Source organism: Shewanella violacea DSS12 (assembly GCF_000091325.1).
GTDB classification, from domain to species: Bacteria; Pseudomonadota; Gammaproteobacteria; order Enterobacterales; family Shewanellaceae; genus Shewanella; species Shewanella violacea.
This window is the reverse complement of the sequence record NC_014012.1, coordinates 904,897-925,299: the sequence shown is the minus strand read 5'-3', so window position 1 is coordinate 925,299 and position 20,403 is coordinate 904,897. Positions and strand designations below refer to the sequence as shown.

20 protein-coding genes and 1 pseudogene are annotated in these 20,403 nt (G+C 43.6%); 6 read left to right on the top strand and 15 right to left on the bottom strand.

All coding sequences use genetic code 11. The features are described from left to right. Nucleotides 1-3 precede the first annotated feature (3 nt). The 4 genes from SVI_RS03730 to rplU all read right to left on the bottom strand — a co-directional run bounded on the left by SVI_RS03730 (nucleotide 4) and on the right by rplU (nucleotide 2,711). A complete protein-coding gene (locus SVI_RS03730; RefSeq protein ID WP_013050072.1) occupies nucleotides 4-765 on the bottom strand; it encodes a threonine/serine exporter family protein in 762 nt (253 codons plus the stop codon). A gap of 62 nt (nucleotides 766-827) precedes the next feature. Beyond that, nucleotides 828-1,991 carry an Obg family GTPase CgtA gene (gene cgtA, locus SVI_RS03725; protein WP_013050071.1) on the bottom strand — a complete coding sequence of 388 codons (1,164 nt, stop codon included), beginning with the start codon at nucleotides 1,989-1,991 and terminating at the stop codon, nucleotides 828-830. 138 nt (nucleotides 1,992-2,129) lie between these two features. After that, the gene (gene rpmA, locus SVI_RS03720) at nucleotides 2,130-2,384 is read right to left on the bottom strand and encodes a 50S ribosomal protein L27 (RefSeq protein ID WP_012141302.1); all 255 of its coding nucleotides are present in this window, start codon (nucleotides 2,382-2,384) and stop codon (nucleotides 2,130-2,132) included. A 15-nt stretch (nucleotides 2,385-2,399) separates the two neighbouring features. Continuing rightward, nucleotides 2,400-2,711, bottom strand: coding sequence for a 50S ribosomal protein L21 (gene rplU, locus SVI_RS03715; protein WP_005497144.1), 312 nt, complete (start codon nucleotides 2,709-2,711; stop codon nucleotides 2,400-2,402). A 276-nt stretch (nucleotides 2,712-2,987) separates the two neighbouring features. Here rplU and ispB point away from each other — a divergent pair, with 276 nt between their 5' ends. Continuing rightward, complete coding sequence (gene ispB, locus SVI_RS03710) at nucleotides 2,988-3,959, top strand: octaprenyl diphosphate synthase (protein WP_013050069.1); 972 nt, start codon at nucleotides 2,988-2,990, stop codon at nucleotides 3,957-3,959. Between the two features lie 120 nt (nucleotides 3,960-4,079). On the opposite strand, the gene mdh is transcribed toward ispB, so the two are convergent. Further along, nucleotides 4,080-5,015: a malate dehydrogenase gene (mdh, locus tag SVI_RS03705; RefSeq protein ID WP_013050068.1), complete on the bottom strand. Its 936-nt coding sequence runs from the start codon at nucleotides 5,013-5,015 to the stop codon at nucleotides 4,080-4,082. Nucleotides 5,016-5,365: 350 nt separating this feature from the next. Between mdh and argR the strand changes: the two are divergent. Both argR and SVI_RS03695 read left to right on the top strand, forming a co-directional pair. Beyond that, nucleotides 5,366-5,837: pseudogene (gene argR / locus SVI_RS03700) on the top strand (transcriptional regulator ArgR). Between the two features lie 210 nt (nucleotides 5,838-6,047). Further along, nucleotides 6,048-6,515, top strand: coding sequence for a cupin domain-containing protein (locus SVI_RS03695; protein WP_013050066.1), 468 nt, complete (start codon nucleotides 6,048-6,050; stop codon nucleotides 6,513-6,515). Nucleotides 6,516-6,594: 79 nt separating this feature from the next. Here the strand turns inward: SVI_RS03695 and SVI_RS03690 are convergent, their stop codons facing one another. From SVI_RS03690 to SVI_RS03660, 7 genes are all read right to left on the bottom strand, one after another. Further along, the gene (locus SVI_RS03690; RefSeq protein ID WP_041419649.1) at nucleotides 6,595-7,533 is read right to left on the bottom strand and encodes a Dyp-type peroxidase; all 939 of its coding nucleotides are present in this window, start codon (nucleotides 7,531-7,533) and stop codon (nucleotides 6,595-6,597) included. A 132-nt stretch (nucleotides 7,534-7,665) separates the two neighbouring features. Further along, nucleotides 7,666-8,694 (bottom strand): ABC transporter ATP-binding protein, encoded by a 1,029-nt coding sequence (locus SVI_RS03685; RefSeq protein WP_013050064.1) that lies wholly within the window; start codon nucleotides 8,692-8,694, stop codon nucleotides 7,666-7,668. Nucleotides 8,695-8,759: 65 nt separating this feature from the next. Further along, nucleotides 8,760-10,391 (bottom strand): ABC transporter permease, encoded by a 1,632-nt coding sequence (locus SVI_RS03680; RefSeq protein WP_013050063.1) that lies wholly within the window; start codon nucleotides 10,389-10,391, stop codon nucleotides 8,760-8,762. A gap of 151 nt (nucleotides 10,392-10,542) precedes the next feature. Further along, nucleotides 10,543-11,550, bottom strand: a complete 1,008-nt coding sequence (locus tag SVI_RS03675; RefSeq protein ID WP_013050062.1) for a Fe(3+) ABC transporter substrate-binding protein — start codon at nucleotides 11,548-11,550, stop codon at nucleotides 10,543-10,545. A gap of 256 nt (nucleotides 11,551-11,806) precedes the next feature. Then, complete coding sequence (locus SVI_RS03670; RefSeq protein ID WP_013050061.1) at nucleotides 11,807-12,403, bottom strand: glutathione S-transferase; 597 nt, start codon at nucleotides 12,401-12,403, stop codon at nucleotides 11,807-11,809. 60 nt (nucleotides 12,404-12,463) lie between these two features. Then, nucleotides 12,464-13,213 (bottom strand): ferredoxin--NADP reductase, encoded by a 750-nt coding sequence (locus SVI_RS03665; protein WP_013050060.1) that lies wholly within the window; start codon nucleotides 13,211-13,213, stop codon nucleotides 12,464-12,466. Nucleotides 13,214-13,340: 127 nt separating this feature from the next. Continuing rightward, on the bottom strand, nucleotides 13,341-13,976 hold the full coding sequence (locus SVI_RS03660) for a DUF5610 domain-containing protein (RefSeq protein WP_013050059.1): 636 nt from the start codon (nucleotides 13,974-13,976) through the stop codon (nucleotides 13,341-13,343). Between the two features lie 624 nt (nucleotides 13,977-14,600). On the opposite strand from SVI_RS03660, the gene SVI_RS03655 reads away from it, so the two are divergent. Continuing rightward, on the top strand, nucleotides 14,601-14,804 hold the full coding sequence (locus tag SVI_RS03655; protein ID WP_041419648.1) for a hypothetical protein: 204 nt from the start codon (nucleotides 14,601-14,603) through the stop codon (nucleotides 14,802-14,804). 113 nt (nucleotides 14,805-14,917) lie between these two features. On the opposite strand, the gene SVI_RS03650 is transcribed toward SVI_RS03655, so the two are convergent. Both SVI_RS03650 and SVI_RS03645 read right to left on the bottom strand, forming a co-directional pair. Beyond that, entirely contained in the window at nucleotides 14,918-15,115 is a 198-nt protein-coding gene (locus SVI_RS03650) for a hypothetical protein (RefSeq protein WP_013050055.1), read from the bottom strand. 176 nt (nucleotides 15,116-15,291) lie between these two features. Beyond that, entirely contained in the window at nucleotides 15,292-17,061 is a 1,770-nt protein-coding gene (locus SVI_RS03645) for an ABCB family ABC transporter ATP-binding protein/permease (protein ID WP_013050054.1), read from the bottom strand. A gap of 418 nt (nucleotides 17,062-17,479) precedes the next feature. Here SVI_RS03645 and SVI_RS21360 point away from each other — a divergent pair, with 418 nt between their 5' ends. Then, on the top strand, nucleotides 17,480-17,656 hold the full coding sequence (locus SVI_RS21360; protein ID WP_013050053.1) for a hypothetical protein: 177 nt from the start codon (nucleotides 17,480-17,482) through the stop codon (nucleotides 17,654-17,656). Nucleotides 17,657-17,836: 180 nt separating this feature from the next. On the opposite strand, the gene aroG is transcribed toward SVI_RS21360, so the two are convergent. Then, a complete protein-coding gene (gene aroG, locus SVI_RS03640) occupies nucleotides 17,837-18,892 on the bottom strand; it encodes a 3-deoxy-7-phosphoheptulonate synthase AroG (RefSeq protein ID WP_013050052.1) in 1,056 nt (351 codons plus the stop codon). A 635-nt stretch (nucleotides 18,893-19,527) separates the two neighbouring features. Between aroG and SVI_RS03635 the strand changes: the two genes are divergently transcribed. Beyond that, nucleotides 19,528-20,400: a lipase family protein gene (locus tag SVI_RS03635; RefSeq protein WP_013050051.1), complete on the top strand. Its 873-nt coding sequence runs from the start codon at nucleotides 19,528-19,530 to the stop codon at nucleotides 20,398-20,400. Nucleotides 20,401-20,403 lie beyond the last annotated feature (3 nt).

The window sequence follows — 20,403 nt, the reverse complement described above, 5'->3', positions numbered from 1 at the left end:
TCATCAAAGAAATAACCCACCGAGTTGCATCGCCATGGTAATACCTATAACCGACGCTACGGTCAATATAGTCGCATGTCCCCATCTTGAGATACCGACATTAAGATGCCCCTTCACCATATCAGAAATGGCATTTATCATGGGGAAGCCAGGGACTAACATAAGCACACTCGCAGCCATGGGTAATTTGGGGGTTTCGGTAAAGGAAATTTGATAGCCAAGCTGGGCTATTAAAGTAGTCACGAAAGCCGTTACGGCAAAGTTTAACAGTAAATTGAAATGATGCTTGGCAATAGAAATCCTGACAAACATGCCCACCGAAGACGCAAAAAAGGTCAATATTGATGCAGCAAGATCGCCACCGAACATGTGACAGAAGCTTGCGCATGATAAACCAATCATGGGTACTAGATAATGTGTCGGATAGGTTTTAGGTCGAATTCTGGAGACCCGCTTCCTTACTTCATAAAGGCCATATAAGCCTTTCTCTGTCAGTAAGCATATTCTCTGCAGTTCACAGATAACGGTCATGTTAATACCATGCTCACGGGTGCGCCGAGTAGTAGTGATACAGCGGCCATGAACTAGGCTAGTTAATACTAGGGAGTTTGATGAGATAGAAATTTCAACACTGGCGAGACCCAATGCATAACCTAAGCGCTGACTGATCTCTTCAACCAGTTCAGAATCAGCGCCATAGGCTAGTAGGAGTTGAGCGACCCGGACAACTTGCCGGGTGATCTCATTTTGAGTATCTGCGTACACATTAATCCCGAAGAATATAACTCAAAATGGTGCTCCTATTACAACAAAAGCAGTATAAATACTTATCTTTGATAGATCACTTTGACATCATAATCGTCGTCATCGAAATCATCATCTAAGTCATCACTAACGAAGTTTTCATTTAGCTCATCACTATCTTTATGATAGTTATCCCACTTAAATTCAACTTCTTGGTCTTTATCGACCGCCTCTTCTTCAGGAAGGGCGACAATGAAGTCCATAAGCTTGAGACTTAACTCATGTGTACCGTCACGGTTATAAGCTGAGATGGTGTAAACATCACCCTCCCACTTAAGCTCTTTAACTATGTGGTCGACACGCTCTTTAAGCTCATCTTCGAGTAGCAAATCTGTCTTATTGATCACCAACCATCTAGGCTTGCCTGCAAGCTGAGGGGAGTGTTTCTCGAGTTCGCCAACAATAGCACGCGCCGACTCGACAGGATCACTACCATCGATAGGTTCGATATCGATAAGATGAAGCAGCACACGACAGCGCTCCAAGTGCTTCAAGAAACGAACACCAAGTCCTGCACCATCGGCAGCACCTTCGATCAAGCCAGGAATATCAGCAATAACGAAGCTCTGACCATGTCTGGGATTAACAACCCCTAAGTTAGGTACAAGTGTGGTAAACGGATAATCGGCTACCTTAGGTGTCGCTCTGGAAACAGAACGAATAAAGGTCGACTTCCCCGCATTAGGCATGCCTAAAAGACCCACATCAGCCAACAGCATAAGCTCAAGTTTGAGACTACGCACTTCGCCAGGTGTACCCAAAGTTTTCTGTCTAGGTGCTCGGTTAGTACTACTCTTGAAGCGAGTATTACCTAGACCATGGAAGCCACCTTTTGCCACTAACATTTTTTGTCCGTTAGTAGTCAAGTCACCTAGAGACTCCTGAGTCTCTTCATCGATAGCTCGGGTTCCAACAGGCACTTTAAGCACCAAGTCATCGCCGCCATGACCAGTACAATCACGTCCACGACCATTTTTTCCGCGTTCGGCGCGATGAAAACGCTCAAACTGAAAATCGATTAATGTGTTGAAACTTTCATCTGCTTGCAGATAAACATCACCACCATCACCACCATCGCCGCCATCTGGGCCACCATCGGGTACATATTTTTCACGTCTGAAACTCACGCAACCACTACCGCCATCACCAGCTTCAACTCTGATCACAGCTTCATCGACAAACTTCATATCTACTCCAGGCACCACAGATTAAACGAATTATACCCGTTTCCGCCTGGGGTCGCCAAAACATTTCTTAAATATCTAAAACAATAAAGCCCCACCAAAGGCGGGGCTTTCACAAGCAATCTTAGCAAAAGCTAAAGATTAGCCTTCGATGCTAATGAACTTGCGGTTCTTAGGACCTTTAACTTCGAACTTAACTTTACCGTCAGTCAAAGCGAATAGAGTATGGTCACGACCAATACCTACGTTAACACCAGCGTGGAATTTAGTACCACGTTGACGAACGATGATGTTACCAGCAAGAACTGACTCACCACCGAAACGCTTTACACCAAGACGTTTGCTTTCTGAATCGCGGCCGTTACGAGTAGAACCGCCAGCTTTTTTATGTGCCATGAGTTAGACTCCTAATTAAGCGTTGATAGCTGTAATTTTAACTTCGGTGAACCACTGACGGTGGCCCATTTTTTTGTCGTGATGCTTACGACGACGGAACTTCACGATAGTAACTTTATCGTGACGGCCATGGCTGATAACTTCAGCAACAACCTTTCCACCTTCGACTAAAGGTGCACCAATGTGTACAGTCTCACCGTCAGCAACCAAAAGAACTTGGTCAAATTCAACAGTATCGCCTGTAGCGACTTCTAATTTTTCTAAACGTAATGTATGGCCTTCAGCAACACGATGCTGCTTACCACCACTTTGAAAAACAGCGTACATAGCTATTTTACTCCGGTATTCTAACACGCCGGCTCAATTTGTTGAGACAGGGGTGTTATAAAAGCTTTAATGACAATGGTGGCGGAGTTTACGCGAAGAAGCGTAAGCTGACAAGCCCTAATCGTTAAAGAATAAAAAAAGTTCAGAATTACTCGCTCTATTTACCTCAAGTGCTGTCTTACGGCGCTTTTTTAGGTAGAATCCCATAATTATAACATTAAGCATTAATTTTGGGCCGACAAATACTTTTCGGTCCCCACACACCAGAGCCTATTTATGGATTTGAACGCCATCCGTCAGTTAGCTGATAGCGACATGCAAGACGTCAACAAGCTTATATACTCTCAACTTGAATCTGATGTGGCCCTGATCAATCAGTTAGGCTTCTACATTATTAATGGTGGCGGCAAACGCATGCGCCCATTACTCACTATTTTGGCTGCTCGAGCAATCGACTACCAAGGAGAGGCTCATCTTAAGCTAGCCGCTATCATTGAGTTTATTCATACGGCATCGCTTCTCCATGATGATGTAGTAGACGAGTCCATGCTACGTAGAGGCAGAGAAACTGCCAATGCCTTGTTTGGTAATAGCGCCAGCGTACTAGTCGGCGACTTCCTTTACACTCGTTCATTCCAAATGATGACCGAATTAGGCAGCATGAAAGTATTAGAGATGCTTGCCGACGCAACCAACGTTCTTGCCGAAGGTGAAGTTCTGCAGTTAATGAACTGTAACGATCCCGACACCAGCGAAGAAAACTATATGCGTGTCATCTATTGTAAGACAGCCAAGCTGTTTGAAGCCGCGACTCGACTCGCAGGCGTGCTCGCAGATAGCCCCATAGAAATACAGACTGCACTGGCTGATTACGGTAAGTACTTAGGCACAGCCTTCCAGTTAACCGATGACCTACTAGACTATACGGCCAATACCGAAGAGTTAGGTAAGAACATAGGCGATGACTTGGCGGAAGGGAAACCCACGCTACCACTAATCTATGCGATAGCTAATGGTACCGAAAAAGAACAAGCATTGATTCGCAAGGCCATTGAGCTGGGTGATGGTACCCAATACATAGATGAGATCCTCACAGCACTAAACAAGTGTGGTGCATTGGAATATACCTTAAATAGAGCCTTAGAAGAGTCTGATAAGGCCATAGAAGCGTTATCATGCATTCCAGATAGCGATTACAAGCAAGCCCTTATATCTCTGGCTAAGATTGCTGTAGAGCGAAACCACTAGAAAGACTACCGAATCGTTTATCTTAGCGAAGCAGAATCTGAACCCCTAAGATAACGAGGGATCAAAAAAGGAGCCCTAGGGCTCCTTTTTTATTAGGCTTAACACCAGAATATATTAAGCTTACTTAACAAATTCTACGCCTAAGGTGATGTCTGCTTTTAATGTATCTAGCATAGCATCACGAGCATTAGCTTCAAACTCACTCACGTCACCGTAAGCCAGCACTTTCTCTACGCCATTCTTACCCAGTAGAACTGGCTGAGCGAAGAACTCTGCATGCTCACTGCCACCATCGACATAGGCACACTCAACAACATTCTTTTCACCTTGAAGACCACGAACCAAAGATAGGCCGAAGCGACATGCTGCCTGACCCATAGAAAGTGTCGCGCTGCCGCCACCGGCTTTAGCTTCAACAACTTCGGTACCCGCATTCTGGATACGAGTCGTCATTGTGGCAACTTCTTCATCTGTAAAGCTTACGCCTTCAACCTGAGACAGTAGTGGAAGAATCGTCACACCACTGTGGCCACCGATAACGCTAACGTTAACGTCGGCAACGTCTAATCCTTTCAATTCAGCAATAAAGGTCTCAGAGCGAATAACGTCCAATGTAGTTATACCGAATAAACGGTTCTTGTCATAAACGCCAGCAGCTTTCAGCACTTCAGCAGCGATAGCAACTGTGGTGTTAACTGGGTTAGTGATAATACCGATCAAGGCTTTTGGACAAGTTGCGGCACATTTTTCCATCAGGTTTTTAACGATACCTGCGTTGATATTAAATAGATCTGAACGATCCATTCCAGGCTTACGTGCAACACCAGCAGAAATAAGCACCACATCTGCGCCTTCTAGAGCGGCTGATGGATCTTGACCTGCAAAGCCTTTAACTTCGACTGCGGTCGGGATATGGCTTAGATCGACCGCAACACCAGGTGTTACAGGTGCAATATCATAAAGGGACAGTTTTGAACCGGCTGGCAATTGTGTTTTTAGTAATAAGGCAAGAGCCTGGCCAATACCACCAGCGGCACCAAGTACAGCAACTTTCATAGTTATCTCCGTCAATTCTAGGATATTTGTGATATAGATCTATTTTTCTTGATGGCGCAACATTACTGGAATAATGAATAAATTTCAATTACCCCTTAGTCATGATTAGATTTAATTTCTAATATCCATCAAAAAATCTTCTAAGCTGATGAGGCATATATGCATTTATCAGCTCAAAGCAGGACGACTTTAGCTTCCAGCTTAGTAGAAATTCAGCTATTTACCCGTGATAACAAATATTACCCCCGAGTAACTTGAATTTTTATTCAAGTTACTCGGGTATTTGTTGACATAAAAGCTTGAAATATTCAAAATGAAACGGATTTTTGAATAAAAAGAACACAGAAACTATGCAAGCAAATAAAAATCAAGACGAACTTGTTAAGACCTTTTAAGTCGATTTTGAAAGAGGAACGTTTCGGCTCTCAAAGCGAAATTGTTATCGCCCTTCAAGGCGAAGGCTACACCAACATCAACCAGTCGAAAGTCTCTAGAATGCTGAGCAAATTTGGTGCGGTTCGTACCCGAAATGCCAAGCAAGAGATGGTCTACTGCTTACCAGCCGAGCTGGGTGTTCCCACAGCGGGGAGTCCGCTAAAGAACCTGGTACTGGATGTGGACCATAACCAGACTATGATAGTCGTCAGGACAAGTCCGGGAGCGGCTCAGCTAATAGCACGTTTACTTGACTCTATAGGTAAGCCTGAGGGCATTCTAGGCACCATAGCAGGTGATGATACCATCTTCATTACCCCTGCAAATATCGACGAAATAAGTAGAACCTTAGATACGGTCAAATCTCTGTTTAACTACACTGATTAACTGACTAATGCAGCAATGAATGAGACTTCAGGCCTCGAAATCTCATCAGTTGTTCATAGAAGAAAGAGACGCATTAGGCGTCTCTTTTCATTTAAATCTTTCACTCCTAGGCGCTAATTAACATTAGATAGTATTCAATATATTGAATCACTCCCCAATTCATGAGAGGTTATTAGTACAAGAGCTGTAACTTCGGGCTAAGGATGTGTAATGACAACTACTAAAATAATTAAAGTCGACGATGTTTGCTGGGAATCTTGGCAGCACTCAGAACAATATACCAGCCAACAGAAACATATCGGTGATGCGGCAGGCTGTGAAAAGATAGGGGTAACCATGGAGCGACTGGCTCCGGGAAAATTCTCAACCGTTGCTCACTACCACACCAAGGAAGAAGAGCATCTATATGCCTTAGAAGGCCGAGCCACACTGCTCATCGATGGTGAGTCTCATCCCTTCGAAAAAGGCGATTACATTTGTTTCAAAGCAGATACAGCCATAGCGCACACTCTCAGGAATGACTCGGACAAAGAATTTGTATTTCTGGTCATAGGTAACCGGGATAAACACGATGTGGTGGTTTATCCGGAAAACAACAAGGTCTTGGTCAGGGCTATCGATGAGATTTATGCCAAGCGCCCAACCAATTACTGGGATGCCGATACCCAAGAGTCATAAGGTTAACCTCTAGCTCTAAACGTAAAAAACGCACCCTAAGGTGCGTTTCTTGTATCTAAGCAAGTCCAACCTATGACGGTTAAACTCCCGCCTTATTTAGCATAAAGTCTAATGATGGTGCAAAGAACGAAGAGCCTGTCAGTGCCTTAGTGAAATGCAGCAGATGATCATGATTACCATGACTATCACCATGAACCATGCTCTCTAACATCTTCTCAAAGTTATTCGAGTTACGACAGTTTGAGATAAACATCAAACCTTGCTCTTTAACCGACCCATAAGGCATGCTTTGCCTGAGGATCTCCATAGACTTACCATCACTGTCTTTTAGATTAACGCGCTTGATATGACTGGTGAGTGGCTTATCTGCTGATTCATATTCGATATTATCTTGTTTGGTTCTACCCATAATATCTTCCTGCTTTTTCTGTGGCAGACGATTCCATTTACTCAGGTTATGAGCAAACTTCTGTACATGAATATAGCTACCAGATTTGAAAGGCGCATCTTCATCACCGATCAGAGCGACTTCTTGGCGACTACGTCCCTTAGGGTTTTCAGTCCCATCCACAAAGCCAGTAAGATCTCGGCTGTCCATGAAGCGAAAACCACGTTCTTCATCCACCAAGTCGACTAAACCTTCGAGCATCTGAGTGATCTCATTTGCCACCAGATGCAAGATATCGAAACGATCACAGCGAATATGAACGAAGAGATCATACTCGAGAGCCGGTGCATCCCGGTTATCGGCATTCATGGCTGGGAACGGCTTGAGTTGCGCCGGACGGGCTGAAGGATACAGACTATCCCAATAATTAGCGCCCACAGCCAGAAAACCGTTGAATGCACTATCGGCATATTGATCGGTTAGCTCATAAATATATTGAGCCACATTAGCGATACAAGGACGTAGATCTGTCTCTACCCCCTCATTAGCATTAAACATCAAATATATACTGTGCAAATTTCCTTCTGCACACACACCTAACTGTTCACGAGGCATAACCTGGTTATCCATCTCTCAATTACCTTCTGCACTAGTTTAATTTCGGCATTATTATCCATAACTTTAGATAATAATGACATTAACTAACGCACACTTAATCACTTTGATCACAAATTACGTTAACACACTAGTCAGCTAGGAGCTTCAGAATACGACTAAAGAATGCACCTGGGCCTGAAGATGTACCTTCTGACCGGGCATAAATTGACTAAGCTGACTCTTCACCTCATAGAAATGCTGCGCCACCTGAACCTGATAATGACAAATATTACCCAGGAAGCGACGCTCTATGATCACCCCGAGACCTTGCTCATCGGCGGAGATCTCGAGCTGCTGAGGCCTGATAAGGATCTCACCTCGATAACTTACCGGATGGGATAGCCGCGTGGTACTTGTGAGTAAACCAATAGGTGTATCGACGACAAAATCGTCTTTAACCCATGCGGGAATATAATTACCTCGGCCTAAAAAGTCTGCGACATACCTGTCCTTGGGTGAGGTATACAAGTCTTCAGCAGTGCCATACTGGACGATATAGCCATCCTTGAATAGCGCTAGCTTATCGGCGAACACGAAGGCTTCGTCTTTACTGTGGGTCACAAACACGGCACTGACATTTCTTTGTTTGAGAATATTGCGGATCTCTAACATCATCTCGCCCCGTACTTTGGCGTCAATATTCGAGAACGGCTCATCTAGCAATAATAACTCAGGTTTGTAAGCTAAGGCTCTGGCGATAGATACTCTCTGTTGCTGACCACCAGAGAGCTCATGGGGATAACGCTTAGCCAATCCTTCGAGCTTGACCAGTTCTAACATCTCATCCAGCCTGGCTAATCGTTCAACCTTATCTAAACCTTTAACCCCGAACAGAATATTATCGGCGACGTCCAGATGTGGAAACAGGGCATAATCCTGAAAGATCATCCCCACGCCCCTCTGTTCACTCGGGGTAAACACCTGAGGTCCGGTCAAGGTCTCACCATTAATGCTAATTTCACCTTGGCTCACGGCTTGTAACCCAGCGATAGCCCTAAGCAAGGTCGTCTTACCACAACCACTGGGGCCCAGAAGCGCAACTATCTCACCTTTTTCTAAGTTTAAATCTAACCCTTTCAATACCTGCTGACCTTGATAGTCGCTGTGCACGCCTCGAATACTTAATGTGGACATCTTTTCTTTGCTCCAGCAGATAATAAACTCATCAATCCCAAAAGGAATAACGCTTAGAATAATCGTTAGTTTTCTTGCTCTAAAGAGCGATTTAAATAAATAAGTGGCACTAGACCAACCAGCACAATCACAATAGCAGCGAGTGCACCTTGCTCTAGTTGCTCGTCGGAGACGAACTGAAACACATAGGTCGCTAAGTTTTCAAAACCCACAGGACGGAGTAATAAAGCCGCGGGTAACTCCTTCATACACTCGATAAACACCAGCAATAACCCAGCGAAGATGCCCTTCCTCAGTAATGGCATATGTACTCGCCACAGCAAGGCTTTAGGCTTAAGCCCCATAGTGATAGCTGCCATATCCAGTGAAGGTGATATTCGCTTGTAGCTATTCTCAACACTGCCGATGGCGATGGCCGAGAAACGAATGCAGAAGGCAAAAATAATAATAAACACACTACCGGTAAATACTAATCCCGGCCCTGCTTGGCCAAAATATTCATAGAGGTCATTGACGGCGAAATCCAGCATGGTGAATGGCACTAAGATACCGATAGCCAGCACAGTACCGGGAAGTGCATAACCCGTAGAGGCGAGCCGAGAAGGCAAGATATCTGAGGCTCTAGGACTGATTCTTCGAATAAATATCAAGAGTACGCCGATAAATACCGCGATAACGCTGACAATTGCAGCGATATACAGACTATTGAAGCTGTACTGCCAAAATGCTGCATTCCAACTTTCATCGAAATAATCCCAGGAATATTGCAATAGAATAGCGAAGGGCAGCAGGAATGAGAATAATAATAACAGACTACAATAAGCCGTAGCCAAGCCAGCATTTATTCCCGTAAGCTTAGATACTGAACTTTCATTGGGGCCAGATTGCTTCTGAAATAACTGCTGCTTTCTGCGGGCAAATCGCTCGAAGCCTATCATGGAAAATACCACTAATAGCATGATAGCAGACAGCTTTGCCGCTGCCGATAAGCTGCCATAGCCAAGCCAGGTATCGTAAACCGCCGTCGTTAGCGTAGGCACGGCAAAATAACTCACAGTAGCAAAATCAGCCGCTGTCTCCATCGCCACCAAAGATGCACCCACCGCCAAGGCTGGCCTTGCCATAGGTAGACTCAGACGCCAAAAGCTCTGCCAGGGGCCACACCCCATGACTCTTGAAGCATGTTGCAGACTGGATGATTGCTCCATAAAGGCCGTTCTGGCGAGGAGATAAATATAGGGAAATAATACCAGGGCGAGCACCACTGAAGCGCCCCCTAAGCTTCTTACCTCGGGAAAGTAATAATCACCTGGGGCTTGCCAGTCAAACCAGAGACGCAGCATCTTTTGCACGGGTCCCGCATAATCCAATAAATCAGTATAGACATAGGCCACTACATAAGCTGGCATAGCTAAGGGCAGCAGCAATGCCCACTGAAACATTTTCCGCCCGGGGAATTGACACTTAGCCACCAGCCAAGCGGCAGGCGTAGCTATGAGCAAAGCAAAGATACAGACACCCAGCATAAGTAAAATGGTGTTGGCGATATAAGTAGGCAGAACCGTATTAAAAAGATGGCCAAACACATCCTCATCGGGAACGAAGGCCTGAGCTATGATAGCCAGCAGTGGCAGTATGATTATCGCCGCGATGAGATAGCCGGCGAGAGACCAAGTTCTGGATAAACCTAAAATCATTGATGAGTCCACTTAAATAGGGTTGGTATTATCCCCGACAAACCTAAATCTAAGCTTAAATGAGAGAGATTGGTATTACTAAAAATTGTAGCCATTCCTCAAAACAAAAATAGCCTTCAATTGAAGGCTATTTCATATTCGAGCTTATTTGTTATAGATCGAACTTAACTTCATCCAATAATCTAACTGCCGCATTGTGGTACTCGGCAAGCTTAAATATTGGCAGGTCATCGGCCTTAAACTCGCCCCATGAAGCCACTAAGTCAGACGGCTTAACATCGGCTTTCACCGGATACTCCATATTGATCTCGGCGTAGTCCTTCTGAGCCGCTGTACCCGACAGATACTCCATCAATTTGATCGCATTATCTTGATGCTTGGAATACTTAGCCAGCGCCATGCCAGAGACATTGATATGTGAACCGCGATTAGCTTGATTGGGGAAGTTAATCTCTACCGCTTCCGCCCAAGGCACCTGCTTAGGGTCCTGAAGCATCTTGCCTAGATAATAACTATTGCCTATGGCGATATCACACATGCCCTCTTTTACCGCTTTAACTTGACCACGGTCATTACCTTGAGGTTTACGTGCTAGATTTGCCTTCCATCCTTCGAGCCAAGTCTTAGTTTCTGCTTCACCATGGTGAGCAATCATAGAAGCCACAAGCGAGATATTGTAAGGGTGCTTACCACTACGAGTACAAATTTTTCCTTTGTACTTAGGATCGGCAAGATCTTCATAATCTATGTCTAACTTACCCATTCTATCTTTCGATGAGTAAATATTACGGACTCTCATGGTCAAGGCGTACCAAGTGTCTTCGGGAGAGCGATACTTAGCAGGAATGTTTGTCTTCAGCAGCTCACTATCCACTGGGATAACCAGATTTTTGTCCACTAGTTCCATCAAACGAGAGAAATCAGAAGTCAGCACGATATCGGCAGGAGATAAACGGCCTTCACGCATCATGCGTTCAGCGATCCCTTTCTTGGAGAAAACCACATCCACCTCGATGCCGGTTTCTTTGGTGAATTTAGCTAAGATAGGCTCAACCAGAAATGCCTGACGGTATGAGTATACGGTCAAATTCTCAGCCGCGTTCGCTACTGAAGCGAAACAAACCAAGCCTAAAATGGCCATACTTCTTGCTATTTTCATCTAAAAATCTCCCTCTGCTACACCTAAGTGCACAATAGTTTAATGATAATTATTATCAATTGCAGTGAGGATAATGAATCCTGCTGATTTCAGCAAGTCATATAGATGTTAATGTGTCTTAAATGAGATGTTTATCAATTTATTATGCTGTTATTAAAATCAACTTAAACCAAGATGAATGGTGACAGGGAAATACGATAAACCCAGAGAGTTCTGGGTTAAACCTGTGAGAAGTTGAAGGTTGGCCGCGAAAGTATTACTTAGGTCGAGTCGCCTGCATCGCCGGGAGACGGTCAAACTCTGATAACCAGAGGGCTAAAGCTGGCGCCACTTTTCTCCATTCGAGCTCACCATGTCTGAAATCTATATACTCTAATAAACATGCCAGACAGATCTGCTGAATGCTTAGATCTCGACTCATGGCTAAACCTGTCTGCTCAATATGTTGCAGGCCTCTAAGTAATGCTTGTTCGAAACGCCCAGTCCAAAATGGCGAGCGCTTGCCCTCCTCTTGCCTCATCTGCTCTTGTCTCAAGGCGTCGGCACTATCTAGCAGGCCTTTAATCAAGGAGAAATGACTCTCACCAATCCAGTTATGTTCTCGGATACCGAACAATTGGCCTTCGCCAAATTCACAGTCCAAATAACGTAAGATGACCTCGCTATCGAATAGAGAGGAACCATCGTTAAGCTGTAAACAAGGGACCTTTCCCAAAGGATTGACCTCGAGTAAGTCTTCGCCATTATCCAGTGGATTGGTGATGACTTCATCAATGCCTGTGATGCCTAAGTGTCGAATAACCAGCCTCACGCAACGAGAATAAGGTGAAGCGTCTGAATAGAAGAGTTTCATTCGGTATCCATTTTGATTATAGCCTTCGAAGATATCAATCAGGTGATGTGGACTGGCCTATCACCAATATTTCTCTACCGTTATCTGTCCAGGCGCACGTCGCAGATTTTTTGCCAAGCCCAGATGAAGCAAGATTTTATTGGTATCAGCTATCATCTCAGGATTACCGCAAAGCATGACTTGTGAATCCTGAGGTGTGATATCAATTCCGACTAATTCCTGTATCTCTCCAGTTTGAATCCCAGTGGAAATACGAGTCTGTATCGCATCGGGAAAGTCTTCCCGGGTAACAGAAAATACCAGTTTGAATTGAGTAGGATAAGCTTGCTCAAGGCGTAACAGCTGCTCTTTGTACGCCAGATCTTCCGCCAACCTTACTCCATAAACCAAGACAACAGTTTCAAACCTATTCCAAGGCTCATGGGTTTCCAGCATAGAGATGAAGGGACCCACAGCCGTACCGGTTGCTAATAACCACAAGTGCTTACCTGAAAAAGAGGCTTTAGGGATCTCCTCCAAGGTCATAAAACCTGAGGCTTTAGGGGAGACATCTAGCTTATCACCCACCTTGAGTTGCTGCAGATTAGGGGAAAGCTGGCCATCTTCCACCGATACAGCCAATACCTCAATGATGTCTCCACCTGGCGGGTTTACAATTGAATAGGCTCTGGCCACGCGCTTATCATCTATGACCTGGCTAAGTTTAATAAATTGACCTGGGATAAAAGGCTGAATATCAGCTTTTATCTGCAATGAAAATAGTTTGTCATTCCAATCGACGCGCCCTACTACTTCACCTTCAATCCACATGCATAGCTCCAGCTACAAATTCAACTAATCAATTGTTAGCATAAAGCTTAACGCTTATCTATAGATTAAACATAATACCAATCGGGTTAAATCATAGAGTGAATCCACCAAGCACAAACATTAGTGCTTAAGCGTCTTCAGTTTCATCATCAAGCTGATAAAAACTGTCTCTAAACTCCGCTAGTCCTTCTTGGACTAATGAATAGGTATTATCTACGCCATCGGCAATCCCCCCTTCAAGCACCTTAAGATTATCTAAGATCTCTCTGGCCTCACCAAATCCCTTATCGATAGCGCCACCTATGATCTCCATAAAGGAGTCGAGCTGCTCATCAAATTCCATATTAGAATTTTGTCCCTGATGTAGGCTGAAGAACTGAGTCGCAAAACTGACAATTCTTTCTGCCGTGGCTTCAGGTGAGGTATCGACACCAGAGTCATAAATTCTCTGGGTCGCATTGGGTCCCATACTAGGAGCCAACTCTTCATTTATGGCTTCGATAGCCGCTCGGAACAGTAATTTCATAGGTTCATCACTGGACCTAAGATTAACCTCCTGTTGAGCGGTAATAATGGCCATATTCATAAACTGTTTACTGGCCGCATATGCCGAGTTATTGCTGGCGACTCCAGATACAGGTTTACCTTGCTCCTCTGATTTATTGCTCGCAACGTCAGAGACGTTTTTACCATGATGTTCTGTCGGATCAGATTTATCGCGGGCGACTCGCGACACCTCTGTTCCATGGGGGTGGATTTCCATAACTGCCTCTCAAGATGATAACTCTACCTAACCATTATCGGCTAATTTTCAACCAGCTTTAGCATTAATCCATCCGATTACTGATTTATTGCTACAAACTTCGCTTATGCAACTGAAAAACATCAATAAACAACACCATGATAAGATTTACAATCGTCATTTCAGCCTAGAGATTGATCTTATCCAGGTCTCAATGCTGCCCCACTAGAAATGAGGCTGGACCACTAGCCTATAAACTGAAAGTTAACGACTCGGCCAATGACTCGCTAACTTAAGTCAAACTAACCTAGGTGCTCTGCTGACAATAAGTCAGTTCCTGAGTATTTCTATTAGTGTAATTGAGTGAAACTTGGGCTATAGGCAGATATAACTGCGACAGTTAATGCTATCGAGTCACTATGAGCTTGATCAATACAGTTTAAGAGAACTTAATTTATAGGAATGGAATAGAGTCGAAATTTGAAGGATTTCATGGAAATGCAGAGTATTTACAGGGATGTTATAAGTGTCATTACTCTATTTTACGATTAATATACTAATCTATGCTGGATATTTATCGGTTCTTATTGCAGAATCCCGCTTTGCTAAAATGTTCGGCAAGAGAAAACCACAGGGACAGTAAAGTTGAACTCAGGATATGTGAGCCAAAAACCATCAACCAAGAAACGTGCACTAAATTGCAATAACTGTGATCGTTTGACCATGATTGAAGGTGAGTCAGTATGTTTTCGTCAGGGAGAAATTATCAGTCTGAGTCTATTCGACCCATTAACCGAAGCCAATCAAAACCTACCTCATATCGCTTGCGATGGCTGGAAAGCGGGTTAAACAGTCACACTCCCCAACAATCAGAGTCCAAAATAAAAAACAAAATCAATTACTCTGTCTCACCACTCCCACATAATCATAGCTATACATTTTTTGTATAATAAACCATAAACTTAGGTGTTGGTGTTCAATTTCGCAAGACTCAGACCACGGGTCGTGACTCTCATTCCTGATGTAAGCTCAAGATAGAGACTCGCTAATTCATCTTGCTCCAGACCACGCTTCTTAAGCGTCGCCATTATCGCTAACCAATCGGTATCGACGAAACTGTCTTGACCTTCAATGTTTACCTGTAAAGGAATGTTTTTCATCGTTACCATCTCATTGCATTTGTTTCCAGCTTACATGATAAGCATATAAACTGGAATTGAATCAACGCATAACTATTAACTAAGCATGTGCATTAATATAGACTAATATTGAATATAATACAGCATTGTCCCGCCAGTCTGTAGACTTAATATAAACAATATCGATCCCCGTAAAATCAGTTTTGAATGTTCCATAACTTAGCATATAAGCCAGCATTGGCTAAAAGAGACTCATGGTTACCCGTTTCTACGATTTGTCCTTGGCTCAAGACTAAGATTTGATCCGCATCTACAACCGTAGAGAGTCTATGGGCAATCACTAAACTTGTGTGCCCTTTAGCCACCTCCTTCAGTGCATTTAATATGGCCTGTTCCGATTGGCTATCTAATGAAGATGTCGCTTCATCGAACACTAAGATAGGCGAGCCCTTGAGAATAGCCCTGGCAATAGCCACTCTCTGCTTCTCCCCTCCTGATAACTTCAATCCTCTCTCTCCCACTGGGGTATTCCAGCCTTCAGGTAAGGTCTCAATGAAATGGGATAGATGAGCCATATTGATGGCCTGGTGGATCTCCTCGTCGCTGGCATCGGGACGACCGTAACGGATATTCTCTAACAAGGAGTCATTAAACAGTACGGTATCTTGTGGGACTATAGCGATAGCTTGACGAAGTGCATCTTGAGTCAAGTTATTAATATTGACCCCATCTAAACTGATACTGCCTTTTTCGACATCATAGAAACGAAATAGTAACTTAACGATAGTAGACTTACCCGCGCCACTATCTCCTACGATAGCGACTTTCTGACCTGGTAAGATGGTAAAATTCACATCTTTCAGAATTTGACGCGTGTTATAGCTGAAGCTAACAGACTCAAACTTCAACTCACCCAAACCCAAACAAGCTCCTTTGGCGTCTTCTTTATCCTGAATGAGAGGAACCCGTTTCAGCAGGCCGAACATTCTCTCTATATTGGCTAAAGCACCACGAATTTCCCGATACACAAACCCCAAAAAATTAAGCGGAATAAAAAGCTGCATCATAAAGGCATTTACCAGCACGAAATCACCTATGGTCATCACGCCTTGCACCACATTGTAGGCGGCGAGTGCTAACATCATAGTCATCGCCACCGAGATAATGACCGCCTGGCCCACATTGAGGGCAAACAGTGACAAGCGATTTTTCCGTTTTGCCTGCTCCCACGCTTCTAATGCTTCATCGTAACGTCTCGCCTCATAGACTTCATTATTAAAATACTTCACCGTTTCATAATTCAGCAGGCTATCGATGGCACGGGTATTAGAGTGTGAATCAGCCTTGGCAGCCTCTCGTACATACTCGGTACGCCATTCAGTTGCGAGTATAGAAAACAGCCCATAGGCTAATACAGAGCCTAAGGTGATTGCCGCAAAAGCAACGCCATAATTATAAAAAAATATACCAACCACTAAGGCTATTTCTAATATCGTAGGCACTATATTGAAAATCATGAAGCGCATCAGAAAATTAATGCCACTGGTGCCTCTTTCAATATCCCGGGACAAGCCTCCGGTTCTGCGCTCAAGATGAAATTCTAAGTCAAGACGGTGAAGATGCTCAAAAACATGCAGCCCCAACCTTCTAATAGCCCGCTCGGTAACACGGCCAAACAAGGTATCTCTGACCTCTGAAATCAAAGTGTTAAGCAGCCTTAGTCCACCATAGGCAACCACTAGGGCGATAGGAACACTGAGTAATTGTTCAGGTGATGCCGCACTTAGGCCATCCACCAGAGACTTTAATATGAAGGGCAAGGATACGCTGGCAATTTTTGCAATGACCAAACATATCAAGGCCATAATCACCCTGCTTTTAAACTCTAAAAGGTAAGGCCAGATAAGCTTTAACACATGAAGATTTAATTTATCTATGGGTCCATCTGAATAGAGAGAGGGTCGCATTTATTATCAATCCTAATACAAGTTGAGAATCACAGGGGCGTTCAGGGCCATTGGAGCCAATAAGAGGCTACATACGTTTAAACCATGAAGATCGCTTTTTGAAGCACAAACAGCTAGATTTATGAGATTCCACATATGAACATCACTTATCTCTGGGGATTGTGATGTCTCATTTATGAGGTGTTCTGTGAACATGACCTTTAGTCAGCTGACATTTTGGCATCACCGAGTAGTACGTTAGACTTACAAACGCCAATTTTTGATGATACAAAGGAACTATTCAAGCCAATTATTTTTAAAAAATCGTTAAATGATAGCGTTTCTTGTTAAACAGAATAAAATAATTTGATATTCTTTTTTGACGCAGACCAAGTAAGGGAAACGACCAACCCTTATAAGCGATTTTAAGGAAGCATAGATGCTGAGTTCACCTAAAGTTCAATATCCGCCATTACCACTCATTCAGACCTGGATATGGATGATGACCCAATCCTCAGATGCAGACATTCAACAAAAAGGCCAAAATAATCTTATCGCCTCATTTGGAAGTCTAGCTAAAGCCAATGAGTATCTGCTCAACCATAACTTAGGTTAATCATACGCTATGTATCGTTTAGCTGATGAAGACATTTATCTTCTTAGCCAGCGAACAATAAAAAAGGAGACCTAGGCCTCCTTTTTAGTTTCTATCTAAGTTTCTATCTTAGTCTCTATCTTAGTCTCTATCTTAGTCTCTATCTTAGTCTCTATCTTAGTCTCTAATGACAATAGCTAATCACACCGAGCGACGGGTAATGATGCTCTGATTAAGTGTCGCTAAAATTGCTTCGGTGTCATCCCAGCCAATGCATGCATCGGTAATACTCTGGCCATAACAAAGGGCTTCACCTGCAACATAATCCTGACGACCTTCAATAAGGTTACTTTCGATCATGACACCAAATATCCCATAATTTCCTTTAGATACTTGAGCTGCCACATCTTCACCTACCAGCATTTGGCGCTTAAACTGCTTGGAGCTATTGGCATGACTGAAATCAATCATGATATTAATGTCTAATCCTGCCTTGTCGAGCTGCGCACTAATGGCAGTCACATGCTCCTGGCTATAATTGGGTTCCTTACCACCTCGTAGGATGATATGGCAGTCTAAATTACCCTTGGTCTCGACAATAGCTGAGTGACCGAACTTAGTCACAGATAAGAAGTGATGAGGCGCACTCGCCGCACCGATTGCATCAATGGCAACTTTAATCGTGCCATCTGTGCCGTTCTTAAAACCCACTGGAGAGGAGAGGCCCGAGGCCAGTTCACGATGCACTTGGGATTCAGTGGTTCTTGCGCCAATCGCTCCCCAGCACATAAGATCGGCAACATATTGTGGCGTGATCATATCGAGAAACTCACCAGCAGTAGGTATGCCAAGATCATTGAGATCTAACAATAATTTACGTGCAGTTCTCAGCCCATCATTTAGCCTGAAGCTATTGTCCATAAATGGATCGTTAATCAGTCCCTTCCAACCCACAGTGGTGCGGGGTTTTTCGAAATAGACTCGCATGACTATCTCTAACTGATCCTTGTATTGTTCACGCAGTTTCACTAAACGCTCACCATATTCCAGGGCAGCTTTAGGATCGTGGATTGAACATGGACCAATGACAACCAATAAGCGGTCATCATTTTTCCTCAAAATTTGGTGTATGTTTTTACGTGCGTTAAAAACGGTAGCCGATGCATTCTCAGTCGCCGGAAATCGCTCAAAAATTGCAATCGGTGGCAGTAATTCTTTGATCTTGTTAATTCGAACGTCATCATTTTTATAATACATGGTAATAAACTCACTCCGGCTATCGTTAAAACAGACTTCTCTCAATTGCGCTACTAAGTTCAATTTATCCAGTATTAGCCCGCAATGCAACAAGATATAGCTCTGAACAAGAAATAATAACCAACTCATTGTTATATATTGATAATAAGTTAATACACTTTCAGTTAAAGATAAGTATACTCGCTATAAATAGGCAGTTAATTCAATTAAACATATAGGTTTTGTTGCATTTAAGAATCATTCCGAGCCAAACAAATATATATCTTAACTAACTGGGTGAAAGCTAAGGTATAGGTAGAGATGTGATCCTGTAGAAAATAAATTTGGCAGACCATTCAATCATAGCTTCACTCAATATAAACAGATTTTGCTATAAGCCAAACTCGATCTCAGCATCTTAATTCGCTTTCTATTCAAACAATTTCAAATCCTAGTCAGGCTTTCCCCCTAGATAAACCGCTTAATAACTAAGCGCCAGAAAACGTTTAAAACAAAAATAACAAACAAAACAAACAGCTATATTAACTGGTACTAATGTACTGCCACTTTTCCTTGATCGATTAATTGTTAGCCATTAGATTAACCAAAGAGGTCAGAGGTCATACCTGGTATGCATACTAAAAAGAGATAAGCCAATGAAAAACGATTACAAGCAAATACTCTTGGGACTATTGATATTCAGTCCACTCGTGTTCAGCTCACTGTGCTATGGCGCCAGCGGCATAGTATTTATCCATGGAACAGGCAATCAGACCGATGCCGAAACTGATTATTGGACTCATGAATTTGTCGACTCTGTTAGACAAGGCATGCCTCAGCCCGATAACTACCAAGTGATCAACTGTAATTTCGATCAATATATGTGGAATGAAGCCGCCGCAGGGTGTTTAGCAAACCAGCTGCACACATTTATTAAGAATAAGAATATTGATGATCTACTTATGCTCACCCACTCCAATGGGGGCAATATTGTCAGGTGGATATTATCCAATCCCACCTGGGATGGCCGCTATATCGACATCATCAATGCCACCACCCGAGTCATAGCTCTGGCCCCCTCTAGTGGTGGTACCCCGCTAGCAGATGCCGTGAACCAAGGCAGCGTTTTTGAAACTAGCCTAGGATGGCTTTTAGGTTATGGCAGTGACGCAGTCAAGCAACAACAAGTCAGTTGGATGAGCTACTACAACAGTACCTGGCTTAACGGCACTCAAAACCGTCCGACCCTAGGTAAGCCATTCGAAGTGGTGGTGGGATCCGATGTAGATTCGGCGATCTGGGACGGTGACAGCTACTGTGCAGGCTACCAATATCAAGTCGCACTCGAAACCACACAGAACTGGCTGGATGATTGCTCCGACGGATTCTTAGAATGCAGTTCACAGAGTGCAGCAGGTACTGTCTGGTTTACCGATAAGCAAAAAACCGCAGGGGGAGAGCCCCTGAGTCACCAACAGAGCAGACGGGCTTGTTTCAATCTCGACAAATTGATCCGCGACCATATATAGGAG